Source organism: Thermococcus sp. PK (genome assembly GCF_000430485.1).
GTDB classification, from domain to species: Archaea; Methanobacteriota_B; Thermococci; order Thermococcales; family Thermococcaceae; genus Thermococcus_A; species Thermococcus_A bergensis.
Window position 1 is genome coordinate 29,724 of sequence record NZ_KE387151.1, and the last position, 17,249, is coordinate 46,972.

17 protein-coding genes are annotated in these 17,249 nt (G+C 43.1%); 7 read left to right on the forward strand and 10 right to left on the reverse strand.

Annotated elements, in window-relative coordinates:
- Positions 1-7: 7 nt before the first annotated feature.
- Genes THEPK_RS11875 through rlmD form a run of 3 tightly spaced genes read left to right on the forward strand, consistent with a single transcriptional unit; the run spans position 8 to position 2,785 of the window.
- Positions 8-1,210, forward strand: coding sequence for an MFS transporter (locus THEPK_RS11875; protein WP_042702500.1), 1,203 nt, complete (start codon positions 8-10; stop codon positions 1,208-1,210).
- Positions 1,200-1,535: a hypothetical protein gene (locus THEPK_RS11880; protein ID WP_042702502.1), complete on the forward strand. Its 336-nt coding sequence runs from the start codon at positions 1,200-1,202 to the stop codon at positions 1,533-1,535. Before THEPK_RS11875 ends, THEPK_RS11880 begins: the two co-directional genes overlap by 11 nt.
- Positions 1,536-1,540: 5 nt before the next feature.
- Positions 1,541-2,785 carry a 23S rRNA (uracil(1939)-C(5))-methyltransferase RlmD gene (gene rlmD / locus THEPK_RS11885; protein WP_042702503.1) on the forward strand — a complete coding sequence of 415 codons (1,245 nt, stop codon included), beginning with the start codon at positions 1,541-1,543 and terminating at the stop codon, positions 2,783-2,785.
- On the opposite strand, the gene THEPK_RS11890 is transcribed toward rlmD, so the two are convergent.
- The 10 genes from THEPK_RS11890 to THEPK_RS11935 form a co-directional block, all read right to left on the reverse strand.
- The gene (locus THEPK_RS11890) at positions 2,772-3,815 is read right to left on the reverse strand and encodes a pyridoxal phosphate-dependent aminotransferase (protein ID WP_042702505.1); all 1,044 of its coding nucleotides are present in this window, start codon (positions 3,813-3,815) and stop codon (positions 2,772-2,774) included. The genes rlmD and THEPK_RS11890 overlap by 14 nt on opposite strands.
- Positions 3,816-3,940: 125 nt before the next feature.
- Positions 3,941-5,224, reverse strand: coding sequence for a sodium-dependent transporter (locus THEPK_RS11895; RefSeq protein WP_042702508.1), 1,284 nt, complete (start codon positions 5,222-5,224; stop codon positions 3,941-3,943).
- Positions 5,225-5,408: 184 nt separating this feature from the next.
- Positions 5,409-6,005, reverse strand: coding sequence for an RNA 2'-phosphotransferase (locus THEPK_RS11900; protein WP_083965102.1), 597 nt, complete (start codon positions 6,003-6,005; stop codon positions 5,409-5,411).
- A gap of 21 nt (positions 6,006-6,026) precedes the next feature.
- Positions 6,027-7,346: an NAD(P)/FAD-dependent oxidoreductase gene (locus THEPK_RS11905; RefSeq protein ID WP_042702511.1), complete on the reverse strand. Its 1,320-nt coding sequence runs from the start codon at positions 7,344-7,346 to the stop codon at positions 6,027-6,029.
- Positions 7,347-7,394: 48 nt separating this feature from the next.
- Positions 7,395-8,072: a UMP kinase gene (pyrH, locus tag THEPK_RS11910; protein WP_042702513.1), complete on the reverse strand. Its 678-nt coding sequence runs from the start codon at positions 8,070-8,072 to the stop codon at positions 7,395-7,397.
- Positions 8,073-8,134: 62 nt separating this feature from the next.
- Positions 8,135-10,630, reverse strand: a complete 2,496-nt coding sequence (malP, locus tag THEPK_RS11915; protein ID WP_042702516.1) for a maltodextrin phosphorylase — start codon at positions 10,628-10,630, stop codon at positions 8,135-8,137.
- A 91-nt stretch (positions 10,631-10,721) separates the two neighbouring features.
- Entirely contained in the window at positions 10,722-11,510 is a 789-nt protein-coding gene (locus THEPK_RS11920) for an energy-coupling factor ABC transporter ATP-binding protein (RefSeq protein ID WP_042702518.1), read from the reverse strand.
- Positions 11,507-12,163, reverse strand: coding sequence for an energy-coupling factor transporter transmembrane component T family protein (locus tag THEPK_RS11925; RefSeq protein WP_042702522.1), 657 nt, complete (start codon positions 12,161-12,163; stop codon positions 11,507-11,509). The genes THEPK_RS11920 and THEPK_RS11925 overlap by 4 nt, the downstream gene beginning before the upstream one ends.
- 1 nt (position 12,164) lies before the next feature.
- On the reverse strand, positions 12,165-12,413 hold the full coding sequence (locus THEPK_RS11930; protein WP_004066511.1) for a PDGLE domain-containing protein: 249 nt from the start codon (positions 12,411-12,413) through the stop codon (positions 12,165-12,167).
- Positions 12,410-13,024, reverse strand: coding sequence for an energy-coupling factor ABC transporter permease (locus THEPK_RS11935; protein WP_004066510.1), 615 nt, complete (start codon positions 13,022-13,024; stop codon positions 12,410-12,412). The genes THEPK_RS11930 and THEPK_RS11935 overlap by 4 nt, the downstream gene beginning before the upstream one ends.
- Before the next feature lie 129 nt (positions 13,025-13,153).
- Between THEPK_RS11935 and THEPK_RS11940 the strand changes: the two genes are divergently transcribed.
- The 4 genes from THEPK_RS11940 to THEPK_RS11955 all read left to right on the forward strand — a co-directional run bounded on the left by THEPK_RS11940 (position 13,154) and on the right by THEPK_RS11955 (position 17,244).
- Complete coding sequence (locus THEPK_RS11940) at positions 13,154-13,855, forward strand: IS6 family transposase (protein WP_042697708.1); 702 nt, start codon at positions 13,154-13,156, stop codon at positions 13,853-13,855.
- A 160-nt stretch (positions 13,856-14,015) separates the two neighbouring features.
- Entirely contained in the window at positions 14,016-15,293 is a 1,278-nt protein-coding gene (locus THEPK_RS11945; protein WP_042702525.1) for a S8 family peptidase, read from the forward strand.
- A gap of 57 nt (positions 15,294-15,350) precedes the next feature.
- Complete coding sequence (locus THEPK_RS11950; protein WP_342764017.1) at positions 15,351-15,974, forward strand: hypothetical protein; 624 nt, start codon at positions 15,351-15,353, stop codon at positions 15,972-15,974.
- Between the two features lie 97 nt (positions 15,975-16,071).
- Complete coding sequence (locus THEPK_RS11955) at positions 16,072-17,244, forward strand: CBS domain-containing protein (RefSeq protein WP_042702528.1); 1,173 nt, start codon at positions 16,072-16,074, stop codon at positions 17,242-17,244.
- The last annotated feature ends 5 nt before the right edge of the window (positions 17,245-17,249 follow it).

Genomic DNA, 17,249 nt, shown 5'->3' on the forward strand with positions numbered 1-17,249 from the left:
GATAGCTATGAAACGCTGGAAATCCGTTATATTGGACACGCTGGTCATGACTGCAGGATTTGGAACTTTAAGCATGATGAGTGTTGCAAAGCCGGATATAGTTTCCCACTTTGGGATAAGTGCCGAGGCTTATGATCTCCAGCACGTGGCATATGTGTTTGGTCTTTTTATAGCGTTCTTGCTTGGACACACAAGGCTCTACGAAGGGAGTTTCAAAAGAAGTGTTGCCATAGCTCTCAGCTTTGCAGCGATACCCCAAGCTTTGATCCCCTATGTTGGGAACTGGTATCTAGTTGTCTTTCTCAGGTTTATTCAGGGTTTTGTTGTGAGCTTGGTGCCTCTGTTCAGCACCCAGATAGCCAATTACTTTGTCGCAGAAAGGCCGTTTGCTAAGGGTATTATTCTCTCAGGTATATTCTGGGGGGGCGTTTTTGGTTCAATGAGCGCCAAATATTTGGTAAGTGCCTTTGGATGGAAGACGGCTTTCCTGATAACGGTTGCTATAATGTATGCCATTCTTTTGATATGGTGGCTCTTTACGGAGGACTTTGAGATAATTCACAAAAAAGAAGGTAGAGACACGGTAAACATCTGGAAGATGAAATTTACATGGGTGCTTGGATTCACTTTCTTCCCAGCTCTGTGGGTCATCTTCACAATAGCGGGGTTTTCAGCCTCCATGGGATACGAAGCAGGCTGGAGCAAGGATCAGGTGGCCGCTCTAAGCACGAACCTCAACATATCAAAAGCTCTCTGGTCAATAGTTATGGGATTCGTTGGTTTCCAGCTTTCCAAGAAAAACCCAAGTCCAAGGGGACTCTTTAAGGCGATTGTTCAGGTCATGATACTCTCATACGCAGTGGCTTTTGTTGGATTGGGCGTTTACTCTAGGGCAATGCTTCAAGGGAATTACTCATTAGCATTAGCCTCAGTATGGCTTATTGGTGCTCTTCAGGGTACGGGGCCAGCATTTTGGACCTCAGCCCCAGCAACCTACCCCAAGAGCATCTATCCCAGGGCCTCTTTTGCCCTAGGATTGATTTCCAACTCAGCAAACGCAGTCGCTCCGTCTATCACAGAAGCCCTTGCAAGGCATAGTGAAGCGCTGGCACTTGCGGAGCTTATGCTTATGCCGGTACTGGGAATATTGACCTTGATAGCGGTGTCAAGAATGAAGTTGCCTGTGGAGGAGCTTGGAGATGAGGCTTAAGCCCATCGTTTCCACCTTCTTTTTCTTAATGGGGACGTATTTTGCTGGAATGGGTGTGTTGAGTTCCAGTGAAAGATCAACTGCGCTTGGGTTTTTTATAATCGCTCTGATTCACTTCCTTATTCTCCTGGGAATTCTGCTAGGCAGGGAGCTTGTTGTCCAGATTGGGACTTATATAACACTTTTGGACCTTATCTTTGGCATACTGTGGGTATTAGTAAGCTTTGAGCCCGCATCTGCTAGTTTAACTTTTCTGGCGGCAATTTGTCTTGTGCTGATAACCAGCGACGAATTTAAAAACGAAATAAAGTTTGGTTACCAGTGAGGGCAATGAAAGGAAAAGGATACATAACAAAAATGAGTTCTGATGGTTACGGAGTGTTAAAGCTGGAAAAAGAGGTTTATGTTCCTTACACTGTTATTGGAGATTTTGTGGAGGTCAGAAAAACGTTCAGGAGGTTTGGACGTTTAATTGCGGAAGACTTCACTGTCCTCGAGGAGTCACCGTTGAGACAAAATCCCAGGTGTCCATATTTCGGAAGGTGCGGAGGCTGTTTTTGGCAGCACGTAAAGTACAAAGAACAGCTAAACCTTAAAATGAAAATATTTGAGGAAACAACTGGAGTCGAAGCTCCAATAAAGGGTTCCCCGAAACTCTGGGGCTTTAGGAACGTAAGCAACTTTATTGTCTCGACAAAGGGCGCTGGATTCAAACGGAGGGATTCCCAGCATATTGTGAGTATCAATCAGTGCCCAGTTTTTTCAAACCGCACTCCGGAGTTCATAAGTGCTTTGAAGCATTTCATGATTGAAGAAAAACTTTCTCCATGGGATCCAAAAAAGAAAAGCGGCGATGTTCACTACCTTTCCGTTAGAGAGGGAAAGTTTACCGGGGAAACTATGGTGAACCTAATTGCACACCTTGAAAAAGCCCCACAAAGCTTCCCTGATTATTTTGACTTTGGAGATTCCATTTATTGGAGCTTTAAAGAAGATCCTAAAGACGACCCTAAAGGCATACCAAAACTTGTAAGTGGGTCTCCGTTTATAAAGGAGAAAATTGAGGGAACTATTTACTTGATACATCCAAACAGCTTTTTCCAGACAAATTCCTATGCCCTTCCCATCCTTTTGAGGGCTGTTTTAAATTTTGTTGAAGGAGAGAAAGTTCTTGACCTTTATTCTGGTGTGGGAACCTTTGGAGTGTTTTTAGCAAAGGAAGGAATTAAAGTTAAGGGAGTTGAAATAAACCCCTTTGCAGTTGAAATGGCAAATAAAAACGCTGAAATAAACGGTGTGGAAGCAACTTTTTTGGTAGGAGATGCCGAATCTTTCCCGATAGGGGATTACGATACAGTTATTGTCGATCCTCCACGAAAAGGTTTGAAAGATGGTGTAAAAACCCTAAAAAGAGAGAAACCGGAAAACATCGTTTATGTCTCATGCAACCCACAAGCATTTAGCAAAGATTATTCCCACTTGAAGGAGATTTACAAGGTAGAGGATGCCATTTTAGTTGATATGTTCCCACATACTCCCCACGTGGAAGCAGTTATAAAGCTCAAGCGGCGTTGATTTTCTTTATAAATTCTTCTGCACTTTTGGGAATCCTTATTCGAACATAGCTGTTGTCAAGGTTCATGAATTCCTCACCTGGTACTGTTAAAATCCCCTTGCTGAGGAAATATTGGTAAGTGTTGCCGTTTCCACCACAAAGGAATATTACTGTTGATTTGTCAGTTCTTGCGATGTGAAAGCTTTTGCCCAATACCTTTATGAGTTTCTCCTTGTTTTTTCTTGTCTGCTCTACCGTTTTTCTTAGAAAATCTTGATCCTCTAGGGCCTTTAAAGCGGCAACAAGTGAAATCGTTGTTACCGAAAAAGGAAAGTCAACTTTGGAAATTGCCTTTTTCATTTCATCACCTTTAACAATGCAATATCCAATCCTCAGACCAGCCAGTCCAAATCCTTTAGAGAAAGACCTTGTAACGAGGATGTTTGGAAACTCAAGGTTTATTGCTGAATTTTTCTTGCTCATGAACTCTCCGAAAGCTTCGTCTACTATCAAGATTGCACCTTTTTTCTCTGCCACTTCTGCAATTTCCTCAATTTGTTTTAGCTTTAAGACCTGCCCTGTGGGGTTATGTGGATTGTCGATATAAATAAAGGAGGTCTTTTCTGTTATCTTCTCTATTATCTCCCCAACGTCTATTGTAAAGTCGTTTTCTTTTCCAAGGGGGACATACTCGTAAACTGCCCCGTTTAATCGAGCGTCGTTGATATATGGAAGAAACTGCGGAGCATAGCCAAGGACGACTGAACCCGGGGAGAGGAGCTTGTTGATCTTCTGAAGACATCCCATGGAACCTGTCCCTAAGAAAATTTGTTCGCTTTTTACACCCCAATACGCTTTTATAGCCTCTTTGAGCTTTTCCTCTTCCCTTGGGTAGAGATAAACAGCTTGAGAGCGGATGTTTTTAATCTCCTCAATCACCCTGCTAGAGCACCCAAATGGGTTGTACGCAAGGGCACAGTCCAAGTATTCCCCTTTTGGCAGGCTTTTCCCATAGTCTTTACCTATCTCTTCAATGTCCTTTGGAAGCATCAATATCACCAAAAATAAAAATTAAGGGGTTGAGGCCTTTGAAAGTTTGTAAAGAGCCCATATCAAAGGCCCATAGACTATGAGCACTACAAACAGGGCTATTATGTACACTGCATCCATTTGAATCACCCCAGCAGGAATTGTGAAATGTATATTACAGCTATCACTATTGGGTATAGGAACTTTACCCAGGGCTTCCAGAGTTCTGGCACGTCTATTAGGGCTCCTTTTTTAAGTTCCTCATACGCCTTATCCACTCCAAGCTTTATCAAGGCTAATGCTGCTATTAAAGCTCCCAATGGCCCTATGTAAACCGTTGAGATGTTGATCAGCCAGTCAAAGTATGATGGATTAATTGCTGAAGGTGCACCTACCAGGAAAGTTAAGAGGCCTAAGAGGATTGAGGCATTTCTTCTGCTCATATTGAGCTTTGTAATGGCTGAGTCTACATAAACTTCGAGCATTGAGACAGTTGAAGAAAGCCCGGCGAATATCAGCAGGAGGAAGAACAATGCGCCAAAAAACATTCCTCCAGGCATTTTCTGGAATACCATTGGTAGCGTTACGAAAACTAACCCTGGACCGGCTGTAGGCTCAAGACCAAACGAAAAAACCGCAGGAAATACTAGAAATCCAGCTGTAACGGCTACCGCTGTATCCCCAAATGCCGTTGCTATTGCCGATAATGGGATGTCATCTTCCTCTTTTAGATAACTTCCGTAAACTACCATTGTAGTCCCTAAGACGCTTAGGGAAAAGAACATCTGCGACAGGGCTATCATCCAAGTTTTTCCACTCATCACTTTGCTCCAGTCTGGAAGAAGGTAGAACTTCAAACCTTCATACGCATTTGGTAATGTAACGCTCCTTATCGTTAATATCACCAGGAGCACAAACAGAGCAGGCATCATGACCTTGTTTGCTCTTTCAATTCCCTTTTGAACCCCCATGGCCACTATAATCACTGTTATTGCTATCATGGTGAACTGCCATAAAATAGCCTCTTTACTAAAGGCTAAGCCGTCAAAAAAAGCCCCTGGATTAACTCCCGTTAGTTCCCCGGTTAGAGAGGCTATGAAATATCTAAGTATCCATCCAAGCACCAGGGAATAGAAGGCAAATATCATGACCATTATTGCGTTTACAATTATTCCAAGGTACTTTCCTCCCGGCAGTGTTTTGGCAAATGCCTCTATGGGGCCTCCCTTAGTTGCCCTTCCCAGAGTCCACTCCACTGTGAGGCCAACTACTCCCACTGCAAAAAGCAACACTAAGTATGGAAGCAGGAATGCCGCTCCGCCGTAGAGACCTGCTCTCATTGGGAACATCCAGATGTTTCCTAGCCCTACTGCACTTCCTACTGCAGCTGCAACAAACCCTACTCTACTTCCCCAAGTTTCTCTTGCCACAAACTACCACCTCCAAAAGGTTTTATTGGATCAGCGCCAAAAACAATCCCTACCTTGAATTAACAATAGAAGAGGTTCACCAACTATACTCCCAAAAACACTCACTCCTGAACGTCATAGGGCATCAACGCATTTGAATGTTTTTCCCCTATAAAAATATTTTCCAGTTTTGTTTGTCATTATGTCAAAAAAGCCGAAGTTGAATAAGGGTTTTTGGTTGTTCATAGAAAATTATGCACTCTGGAGGCACAAATTTAACTATACGGACATTCTTTCCGGCTTTATAGATTTTGTATCCCTTCTTTCTCAGGCATTCGGCATCTACAAAAATAATCACAACATCCCTTCCATATCTGCGCCCTGTTTCGTATGCTTCTTCCTTGCTTGTTGTTAGGTGGACAAACTTTCTTTTCATTGATTTTATGCCCTCTCTCAATATGTTTTTGAGATTTCTCCTGGGAGTTCCATGATAAAGGATTCTCACATCGACGTCTTCCTCATGATTCAGAGAGACGTCGAAACTGTGTCCGTATCGGGCTCTTATTTCGTTTCCTCTAATCTCAAATCTGCCTTTTGGATCGTTCTCAACAATCCAGAGAATTTGCTCTTTCTTAACCCACGGGTAGGATTTTTTAACAGCCCTAACCACCTCCTCAATACTGGCGAAGCCTTCCTCATCTACTTCAACGTCAAATTCCCAGGGAGCGTGCCTTAGGATGTAACTCATCAGTTTGCTAATCTTAGTCCTTTCTCTGCTCTTCAAGAACTCTTCTTTTTTCATCATAAAGAAATAGAGAGAGGGTCATTTAAACTTTCTCAATGCCATCTCAGCCGCAACTGTAATCGGGTCTATCGTGGGGCTTATTGGAGGAGCGTAGGCAGTTTCTCCGTAGGCTATATCTTCTACAGTTGCTCCCTTTTGAGCGGCAAAACTCAGGGCCATTATTCTACCCCACACTCTCTCTCCACCGACTATCTGTGCTCCCACTAATTTTCTGTCTTCCCTTCTAAAGATAAGCTTCACTGTTATTGGCTTTCCTCCCGGGTAGTATTCTGGTCTTGTTGAACCCTTGAATTTGCCCACAACGACGTCAACTCCTTCTTTCTTTGCCCTCTCTTCTGTTATCCCAAACGTTCCGATTTCAAGGTCAAAGAGTTCGGTTATGGCTGTATTGAAAACGGGTCTGAATTTTACGCCTTTTCCAAAGACATTTTCCGCCGCTACCTTTGCCATTCTTACTGCCGTAGTGCCGAGTTGGCTTAGCGTTCTTTTTCCTGTAACCGCATCGAAGACCTCAGCACAGTCTCCAATAGCGTAGATATCGGGATCGCTTGTCCTTAGGTACTCGTCGACAACAATGCCCCTATTGACTTCCAATCCAGCTCTTTGAGCTAGCTCGACGTTAGCCCTTACACCTGTTGCTATAAGAACAAGGTCTGCCTCGATTTTCTCTTCCCCAACCTTGACAGCTGTGACGGGGTTTCCGAGAATCTCACTTACCGCGACGCCGAATTTGAACTCTATCCCCTTTTCCTCAAGGTGAGACTGGACTATTGAAGCAGTATCCTTGTCCAGCATCGTTGGGAGTAAATGGTCGAGCAACTCGACAACAACAACTTCCATTCCAAGCTCCCTAAACGCTACCGCCCCTTCAAGTCCTATCAGGCCAGCTCCAATTATAATGGCTTTTTTTGGGTTTCTCTTCTCTATGTATGCTTGGATTTTCTTTACATCTTCTAAGGTTTTTAGAGTGAAAACTCCTTCACTTTCCACGCCCTTTATTGGGGGGACAAACGCCTTGGAGCCTGTGGCGATGATAAGCTTATCATACGGAACTTCACCTTTGTCCGTAACCACGACCTTCCTTTCCCGGTCTATTTCTTTTGCTTCGGTTTCCAGCATCATCTGGATTTTTTGCTTTTCGTAGAAATCGTTCGGAAATACTATGATATTTTCCAGCTTGGGTATCTTTCCGCTTAGAACAAAGGGCAGTGCACAGGGAGAATACTGCATTGTTTTTTCTTTTCCTATCACGATGATTTCCGCTTTTCTATCAAGCTTCCTTGCAAAGAGGGCAAAATTACTTCCTGCTGTTCCGGAACCAATAACTACTATCCTCATAACTTTCACCATATACAGAAAAGCTGGAGAATATAAAAAAATTGTGAATTAAGGTTCAACTAAAGTACCACTGTGCTTGCCCTTTATTACATCGAAAAGATTTCTTGCGTCCTCTTTGCCTATGACGAGAGTTCTTATTTTGCCCCTCTGGATAAATTTGGCAGCTAAAGCGTCAACAACGCCACTTCCACCCGCTTTGCTCTCGCTCTGCATGGCTATTTCAACAAGCTGTTCAGTTGAAATCCTCTCCAGCTTCTTTGCGTTTGGATTCTTTTTAGGGTCGCTATCGTAAACGCCATCAACGTTTGTTATAACCACCAGCAAATCTGCTTGGAGATACTCGGCTAAGAGAGCGGCAACGGCGTCTGTTGTATGTCCAGGATGCGTCCCACCCATTATGGGTATCTTTTTGAGTTGCATTACTTCCCACGCTTTTCTAAAATCGCTCACCACAAACGGGTACGCTTTTTCTCTGAGTGCCGCTATTAAGAGCATTGCGTTGGCCCTCGTGATGTGTATCCCAATGTAGTCTTTGAAGGTTTCATTTTGCGTAAAAGCTCTCGCCGCGTTGATGTATTCTCTTGCTATTTTTCCTCCTCCGACGACGACTGCTACCTCGTGATCTTCGCTGATTTTTGTCAGCTGATAGGCAATCTCCTCTATAAATTCAACATCAGGCTTGTCGGGAACTAGAACAGAGCCTCCAATGTCGAATACTATCCTCATGGTAACCCTCCTTAAGTAGGAGCCCTTTGCTTTATAACGTTTTCCAAAATTAAAATAAAAAGTCAGAGCTCAAAAAATCCCTTCCATTTAATAAGACCGAGCAGGAACTTGTGAGGAAGCTTGTCATGGTACGGATAAACTCTAACGGCATAGTGCCAGCAGGGATGGCCGAGATTTTTGAGTGCGTTTCCTTCATAGCGATAGAGCCACCTGCTACCTCCGAGATTTTGGGGATGTCTAAGTTCTATGACGTAGGGCTTTTCTATTGCGTATCCTTCTGCTTTGATTCCGTAATAAATTTCAACCTTTACATCCTCTGGATTTAAGCCATCGAGGTTTACTATAACCTCAACACCCGTAGCGTCGTGAGTTGTAATGCGCTCTATCTCCACTTTATCCCAAGAGCTGAGAACCTTCGCTTTCCACGATGCAATCTCTTTTGTAGCTTTGAAGTTGTCTCTCCTTAGAATAGCGGCATTTGTGAGGGCTTTTGAGTAGAACTTATCGACGTATTCTTTTAGCATTCTGTGTGTGCTGAACCTTGGCGCAATGCTCTTTATGCTCTCTTTCATCATGTAGATCCATTTTGGTTTGTTCTCGTAGTATGTGGGGATTACCTCATTTTCAAGGAGGTCATAAAGGCTCTGTGCGTCCCTAATGTCGTCTTGCTCAGTTTCTGGTTCGAGGCTTTCATCTCCTATGACCCATCCGTTTTTGCCGTTGTAACCTTCGACCCACCATCCATCATAGACGCTCAAATTCAAAACACCGTTTAAACCGGCTTTCATTCCACTGGTTCCGCTTGCTTCAAGTGGCCTTCTTGGATTGTTGAGCCACACGTCTACTCCTGCTACCATAGCCCTTGCTGAGCCCATGTCGTAGTTCTCAAACACTATGATTTTGTTCTTAAATTCGGGCATCTGGGATACTTCATAGACCCTCCTGAGGAACTCCTTGCCTGCTTCATCCCTCGGGTGGGCTTTTCCTCCAAAGATTATGTACACAGGCCTTTCTGGATTATTTACTATTTTCTTGAGCCTTTCCAAGTCAGTCAAAATGAGTGTTGCACGCTTGTAGGTTGCAAAACGCCTTGCAAAGCCTATTATCAAGGCGTTCTCGTCTATTTCGGGCAGGGGTTCGTCGATTCCAAGGCGTTCGTTCCTCTTTTTTATCTTCCTTTTGATTAGCTCTATAAACTCTCTTTTCGCCTTTAAATGGGCTTCCCAGAGCTCTTCATCCGGAATTCTCTCCACTCCGTACCAGAGTCCTTCAAGCTCCGCATAGTCTCTCCAGACTCTTCCAATATACCTATCGACGAGCTTCTTTATCTCGTTGTGGAGCCACGTTTTTGTGTGGACACCGTTTGTGATACCTTCAACCGGAATCTCATCCGGTGGAACCCCATTCCAGAGGTGCATCCACATCTCTTTGGTTACCTTTGAATGGAGCTTACTTACGGCGTTTACATAACTTGAGGTTCTTATTGAGAGGAGGGTCATGTTGAACTGGTCTCCTTCCCTGCCCAAGTTAAGGAATTCCTCCTTTGGAAGGTCCTCAAGGAATTTGGCAAGCCTCTTCTCAACCTCTGCTATTGGGAATTTATCGTGTCCAGCTGGCACGGGAGTGTGAGTTGTAAAGATCGTTGTGCCCCTTACGACAGTTAAAGCTTCCAAAAAGTTTAGACCTTCCTCCATATACCATGCTATTCTTTGGAAGTTTGCAAACGCTGGATGTCCTTCATTAAGGTGGATAACAGCTGGATCAATTCCCAGCATTCTTAAAAGCCTCATTCCACCAATGCCTAAGAGTATCTCCTGTTTTATTCTCTTGTCTATCTCAGCGTTGTAGAGGTAGTCACAGATGGTCCTATCATCCGGAGAGTTTTGAGGAACATCGGTATCGAGAAGATACAACTTTACCCTACCGACATTGACTTCAAAGGCTCTTGCATACACTATTCTATCCTCTATTGGCACTTCTATGAGGAGTGGCTCTCCTTTCTCCGTGGTTAGGGGCTTAATTGGCATCTCCTCTGGGTTGTACTCTGGAAACACCTCTATTTGTTTTCCGTCTTTATCGATTTCCTGTTTAAAGTATCCGTGCTTGTAAAGAAGACCGATAGCTATAAGTGGTATTCCCAAATCGCTTGCTGTTTTTATGTGGTCGCCAGCAAGTATTCCAAGTCCACCGGAATAAATGGGGAGGCTCTTGCTTATCCCGTACTCCATACACAGATATATTACGGGTTCCTTCCATTTTGGATAATTGGTTGAAAACCACGTGCTTTCTGGATTCATGTAATGCCTGAACTGATCAATTACGAGTTCATAGAGGTTTATAAAATCATCATCTTTCGAAAGCTCCTTTAATCTCTCTTCCGGAGTATCGAGGAGAAGCTTGACTGGATTTTTATATTCCCACCAGTGTTCGGGATCTATTTTTTCCCAGAGTTTTGTGGCTCTCCTATTCCAGCTCCACCAGTAGTTATAGGCTAGATCCAAAAGACCTTCCAAATTTTCTGGGAGTTTTGATTTTATCTGATTAACAACAGTTTCCATGATATCACCCCACAAGCTTATGCAACTTTGTTACTCATTCGCAGTGATACATTATAAGGATTTTGGAGAAAATAAAAAGCGACGAGCGAATTCATATTAGAACCTTTTTGAGCTTTCTTTTTGCTTCTTCTATGCTCTTGGGTATTTCCAGTCCAAGACTTGAGAATAAATCTACCAGGGGAGGAACATCTAAATTATGCTCTCTGAGAAGATCTGCGTTTCCTAAAATCTCCTCTGGACTTCCAACTTTTATAACTTTGCCTCCATCTAAAAGGGCTATCCTGTCACAGAGTGTAAGATACTCAGCTTCGTGAGAGGATAAGATTATAGTTTTTTCTCCTCTGAATTTCTCAATTAACTCCCTCAACATTTTCTTTCCCCGGAAATCAAGGTTAGCGAAGGGTTCATCAAACACTAAAATCTCAGGTTCCATTGCAAGTACTGTCGCTATTGCTACCCTCTTTTTCTCTCCAAAGCTAAGTTCTTTTGTTTCTCTGTTTTTATATCCCTCCATACCAACAAGCCTTAGGGCTTTTTCAACCCTTTCTTCTAATTCTCTTCCCCGCAAACCAAGATTGTAAGGGCCGAAAGCAACATCGTCAAATACCTTGGGGGAAAATAGCTGGTCGTTTGGGTCTTGAAACACTATTCCAACTATTTTTCTAACTTCTTTTGGATTTTTATTGACTTCTATCCCGTTTACAATAACTTTGCCCATTTTGGGTTTCAATATGCCGTTTAAATGCATTATAAGGGTTGATTTCCCTGCTCCATTTGGGCCCAGAATTCCAAATACCTCCCCGTCGTTTATTTTAAGTGAAATGCCCCTCAGCACTTCTCGGTTGTTATACGAGAAATGGACGTTCACGAGTTCTATCAAAGCAACGCCACCCCCAATGCGATTAGAGTTAGAACTATGGGTTCACCTCTTTTTTCTTCCACTACTTTGGGAAATTCTCCAAAGCCTCTCGAAAGCATTGCCCAGTGTATCCTCACACTTCTCATGTATGCTCTGGCAAATATCTCGCCTATAAGCATTCCTAGCTTTTTGTAGTACTCTATTTTCCCAATGTTAAATGCTCTAGAATCAAGTGCCCTTTTCATCCTAAGGGTCTCTTCTTCAAAAAGTTCAAGATATCGATAGGTGAATGCAAGAGTTAGTACCAGTATTCGCGGAAAACGAAGAGTTTCCATCTCGGCTAATATGTAAGGGAATCCCAAAGAATTTGAGACTACAACAACAGCAGAAGATGAGAGAAAGGCCTTTCCAAGTAGAAGAGAGAATCTTTGAATGCCTTCGTAGGTTATTACTCCAAGGGGAGTCGTTACTACGGGCTTTCCTGGTGTAAACAATGCCAGAATAAAGAGTAGCCCCTCAAAGCCCAAAAGAAATCCCAAATGTTTAAAAAGCGCTCTTTTTGGTTTGAGTAATAATATCAAAGCCATCAGCACTGGGAGAAAATAAAACAGCTCAACTAAGCTTGTTCTTGTAACGATCAGCAGTGCGTAAATAAAAATAAAAATGAGGTACAAGTCAGACACCTTTTATCAGTTTTCCAAGTCCGTAAGCTATTCCAAAGACAAGTGTTATCCCAATTGCTCCCATTATAAGACTTTGTCCCCACGTTTCGCCGTAGTCGAGAGGAGCGCTGTAAACTGGAGATTCCTCCAGATGTACTTTTTCCATTGTTGCTTCAAGTCCATCTGGGTTTTCAGATGCAAATGGCAAGGCAATTGCGAGCAGGATAAGGATTATGAGCAATCCTTTTACGATGTTTCTCATGCTGGAACACCCCCTATCTCGGGGAGTTTAGACTTGAGAGCGTTCACCACAAAGAGAGTTATTAACGCTTCTCCAATCCCTATCACTGCATGGTAACCGACCATCAGGCCTAATACTTTTCCAAAAGGCAAGCTGTGACTTATGCCTATCTCCACCGAAGCTAAGAAGGCCCCTAAAACCACCGCTGACCAAGAGGCAAAGGCTATTCCAAATGCTTCATTAAAGTTCTTGAGCTTGGAGTATATCCAGTATCCAACAAAAGCCCCAACTATCCCCATGTTTAGTATGTTTGCCCCTATGGCAGTTATTCCACCGTCTCCGAAGAGAAGGGTTTGGATCAATAGTACTGCGGTCATTACAAGCACTGCTGCATATGGGCCCAAGAGCACTGCCACCAGCACGGCTCCAAGTAAATGTCCGCTTACTCCCCCTATAATTGGGAAGTTTACCATCTGAGCAGCAAAGATGCCAGCCGCAAACAGCCCCAAAAGAGGGATTTTCTCTTCTGGAAAGTCCTTTAACTTCCTTAATGAATACGCAAGGATCCCAATTGTCACTGCATATGTTACCACTATCACCGGAAGACTCAGCAGCCCATCGGGGATGTGCACATAGCTCACCTCCTCTGATTATCTAGTAGCACTATGTCTTAGTAAGGTAACACCAGATACTGTCAGGATAAGCAGTGGGGCGTCAGGTTTAAATCCCAGACACTACCACAGAAAAAGAAAGGGGGGAACATGCAAGCCGAAACCATTATCAACCGATTAATTTCAGCCTTAAAACCTTTTCGCCGAAACAAAATCCCACCAGAAAAGAAAATCAGGGCAATAACCCTGTACCTAAACGGCTTAAGCTACAGGCAAACCGCCAGAATCCTCGGAATCAGCCACACAACCGTCTGGGAAGCCATTCAAAAAATAGCAGAAGCAGTCTACCAGCCAAAAATCCTCGCAGTCAAAAAACAGCGGAACTTCATCGCAGTTGACGAAACAGTAATAAAAATCAACGGGAAGAGAAGATTCCTCTGGGCTGCAATTGACGTTGAGAGCAAGGAAGTTTTAGCAGTCTGGATTACGACTGTTAGAAACTGGTGGGTTGCCAGGGATTTCATCCTGGCTGTTTTAAAGTCATGTGAAGGGCAGCCTGTTTTTCTGGTTGACAGGGCGAGCTGGTATAAGTCAGTGTTTAAGAGTTTGGGGTTGGGTTATCTGCATGTGACTTTCGGGCCGAGGAACAGTGTTGAGCGCTGGTTTAGGACGTTGAAGGAGAGGACAAAGCGTTTTTGGAATAATTTCAGGAGTGAGGACTGGAGGAGAGTTCATAGGTTTGTTTTTCTGTTTGCCTTCTGGTATAATTTTGTCAGAATTCATTCTAGGTTTGATAGGCCTCCGGGTGATGTTATTGAATGGCTTCAGGAGGTGATGCCCCAGTTATCCTGACAATATCGTAACACCAAATAAAAGCTTTTTTAAAACCTTCCTTTTCCAACTAGAGGTTGCTGTAATTAGTTCAAATAAAACACCTAAAGTGTTAAATAGTTTGGAGGCCAAAATAGATTATAAGGAAACAAAAAAGTTTCCAAATATGAGGTGAAAAGATATGGAATTTAACAAAGTTTTTTCTCTGCTGTTGGTCTTTGTTGTACTTGGAGCTACAGCAGGGATAGTAGGGGCAGCGCCTGCTGAGAAAGCTCGAGTGATAATAACAATAGACAAGGACTTTAACGAAAACTCCGTCTTTGCACTTGGAGGCAACGTTGTTGCAAGAGGAAAGGTATTTCCAATTGTTATAGCGGAGCTTCCTCCACGAGCAATTGAGAGATTAAAGAATGCTAAGGGTGTTGTTAGAGTAGAATACGATGCGGAGGCCCATATATTAAAAGGCAAACCACCGGGAACAGGCAAGCCAAAGCCTTCACAACCAGCTCAAACGATTCCATGGGGAATTGAAAGGATTAAAGCCCCGGATGCATGGAGCATAACTGATGGTTCAAGTGGTGGAGTAATTGAGGTTGCAATCCTCGATACGGGAATTGATTATGACCATCCAGATTTAGCGGCAAATCTCGCGTGGGGTGTAAGCGTACTTAGAGGCAAAGTGTCTACAAATCCCAAAGATTACAAAGACCAGAATGGCCATGGGACTCATGTTGCGGGAACTGTAGCGGCACTCAATAATGACATTGGAGTAGTGGGAGTCGCTTCAGCTGTGGAGATTTATGCTGTTAGGGTTCTTGATGCAAGTGGTAGAGGATCTTATAGCGACATAATCCTTGGAATAGAGCAGGCATTGCTTGGCCCTGATGGAGTGCTTGACTCCGATAATGATGGTGTAATAGTGGGAGATCCGGACGATGATGCAGCTGAAGTCATAAGCATGAGCCTTGGAGGTTCAAGCGATGTTCAAGCCTTCCATGATGCAATAATAGAGGCATACAATTACGGAGTTGTCATCGTAGCGGCAAGTGGTAATGATGGGGCATCAAGTCCAAGTTACCCTGCAGCTTATCCAGAGGTTATAGCCGTTGGTGCAACAGATAGCGATGACCAAGTACCTTGGTGGAGCAACAGGGGAGTAGAAGTTAGTGCTCCTGGCGTTGATATACTAAGCACGTATCCGGACGATACCTATGAAACACTTAGCGGCACTTCAATGGCAACACCTCACGTTAGTGGAGTAGTGGCATTAATCCAGGCGGCGTACTACAACAAATATGGGTATGTCCTTCCAGTTGGAACATTTGGCGATCTTACCACGAGTACTGTTAGGGGGATTCTACACGTAACAGCTGATGACCTTGGAAGCTCGGGTTGGGATGCAGACTATGGCTATGGAATAGTTAGGGCAGATTTGGCTGTTCAAGCTGCTATCAGTTGATTTCTTTTTTTATTTTTCAGAAACTTTTAAAGGGAATATCCTCGTATTGCTATTTTGGTGATTCATATAGAGCCAAAAACAGCTCTCAATATAAGCAGATTCATTGTTTTCCTAGGATTTATAACTGCTCTCATCTATCAAAGGGTGGATCACATATACCGGACTCTTGTGGCCTTAATTGGCCTTTACATCCCGGATGTGGTTGATAGATATTTCTCAAATCCTAATCCTAAATTAAGACCATTTTTGGCTCCAATCTACAACAAAAAGACGATGGTACTCTTGGGAATTTTTATAGCGGTTCATGTTTCTCTTGTAAACGTTCCCTTCACTACAGTTGACCTATTCCACAAAGAGTGGGGAAACGCGGACATGATAAGCCACTTCCTTGGAGGAATGGCTGTTTGGGCTATAATTGCTGAAGTTCTCCTTAATTTATCAGATGAAGGGTATTTAAGGTTAACAAAAAGAAAATTGGTTCTTTATTCTTTTTTGGCTCTTTTCATTTTAAGTCTGGGCTGGGAAGTTATGGAAAAGCTTAGTGAAAGTGAAATATCTTTTATCTATGAGAGTATCGAAAACAAAATCCGAGACACTATCATGAACGCACTCGGTGGATTATTTGCTCTGTACTTAGTTCTTAAGAGGAAGTATCCATTTGAGGTGAATTTGAACCATTAAGGTATCGAAAACTTTATTAACCTAATGTAAATAAATATTCTCTAGGAAAGGTTTAAATGGAATGAAAACAAATATAAAATTGAAGGAGGTGTTAAGAATGGTCGGGATTTCTGTACAAGAGGTTATGACAGAAAAATTTGCAAAAATTGACATAAACGCCCCCCTTTCTGAGGCGATTGGAATTTTTGAAAAAGAAGATCCGGATTTAATTGTTGTTTTTGATGGAAATGTATACAAGGGTGTATTGACCCAAGATTTGATAATTCGCTCTCATTTGAAATGGGATCCGACAAAGGCTAAGGTTAGGGATGTATATAAGCCCGCACCTGTTGTAAAGCCCGATGAAGACCTGAGCATGGCTGGTAAACTTATGATAGAAACTGACTTACGCTCACTTCCGGTCGGGGAGGATAAAAGCAACATTATTGGTGTAATAAGTGATATTGCTTTGCTTGAAAGAGTTGCCAAAGAAGAATTTGGAAAAAGACCTGTAAAAGAGTTTATGAGCAGTGATGTAATCACCCTCAAACCCTCCGATACAGTGGCTAAAGCCCTCGCAACAATGAGAGACCATGCTATCTCGAGAATTCCGGTTGTAAACGAAGAAGGAAAACTTGAGGGTCTGGTAACACTGCATGACCTGATTATCAGATTTATAAAGCCAAGGTTTAAAGCACAATTTGGAGAAGTAGCTGGAGAAAAAATCTCGCCGTTCTCAACCCAGCTCAGAGAGGTCATGCTTAGAGGAGTAATAACAATAAAGCCTGAAGCAAGCGTTAGAGAAGCTGTGGAATTAATGAAGGAGCACAACATCGATGGCCTTGTTGTAGTTGATGATAAAAACATAGTTAGAGGAGTGCTCACGGTCAAGGATCTCCTGCTCCCAATCTCAAGAATGGTGGAGCAGAAAGCAAGGTTCTACCTGCAGCTAGGTGGAGATGCTCATTACCTCAGTGACTTCACAAGAGAGAGGATAATATCCGACATAAAGAGATTCGTGGAAGGTTATGAAGAGCTCTTGGGGAACGAGGGAATAATATATTTGAGAATCAGGAGATTCCCAGAGAAGCTTCGTGGAGTCCACCTCTACCAAGCAAGAATGAGAATCGTAACAGACAAAGGCCAGTGGGTAGCTACTGGAGAGACTTGGGGAGCTATACAGGCAGTTCACGATGCCCTTAGGGCAATAGAGAGGCAGATACTCCAGGAAGCAGAACTCAAGAGAGAAACAAAGCACACTAGGAGGTTTATAGAGTATCTTGGCTTCTGAGTTTT

Coding starts and splice junctions, on each gene's coding strand:
- THEPK_RS11940 (WP_042697708.1), top strand. CDS start 13,154: ATGCAAGCCGAAACCATTATCAACCGATTAATTTCAGCCTTAAAACCT.
- THEPK_RS11880 (WP_042702502.1), top strand. CDS start 1,200: ATGAGGCTTAAGCCCATCGTTTCCACCTTCTTTTTCTTAATGGGGACG.
- THEPK_RS11900 (WP_083965102.1), bottom strand. CDS start 6,005: ATGAAAAAAGAAGAGTTCTTGAAGAGCAGAGAAAGGACTAAGATTAGC.
- THEPK_RS11945 (WP_042702525.1), top strand. CDS start 14,016: ATGGAATTTAACAAAGTTTTTTCTCTGCTGTTGGTCTTTGTTGTACTT.
- THEPK_RS11905 (WP_042702511.1), bottom strand. CDS start 7,346: ATGAGGATAGTAGTTATTGGTTCCGGAACAGCAGGAAGTAATTTTGCC.
- THEPK_RS11890 (WP_042702505.1), bottom strand. CDS start 3,815: ATGCTTCCAAAGGACATTGAAGAGATAGGTAAAGACTATGGGAAAAGC.
- THEPK_RS11875 (WP_042702500.1), top strand. CDS start 8: ATGAAACGCTGGAAATCCGTTATATTGGACACGCTGGTCATGACTGCA.
- malP (WP_042702516.1), bottom strand. CDS start 10,630: ATGGAAACTGTTGTTAATCAGATAAAATCAAAACTCCCAGAAAATTTG.
- THEPK_RS11930 (WP_004066511.1), bottom strand. CDS start 12,413: ATGAGAAACATCGTAAAAGGATTGCTCATAATCCTTATCCTGCTCGCA.
- pyrH (WP_042702513.1), bottom strand. CDS start 8,072: ATGAGGATAGTATTCGACATTGGAGGCTCTGTTCTAGTTCCCGACAAG.
- THEPK_RS11955 (WP_042702528.1), top strand. CDS start 16,072: ATGGTCGGGATTTCTGTACAAGAGGTTATGACAGAAAAATTTGCAAAA.
- rlmD (WP_042702503.1), top strand. CDS start 1,541: ATGAAAGGAAAAGGATACATAACAAAAATGAGTTCTGATGGTTACGGA.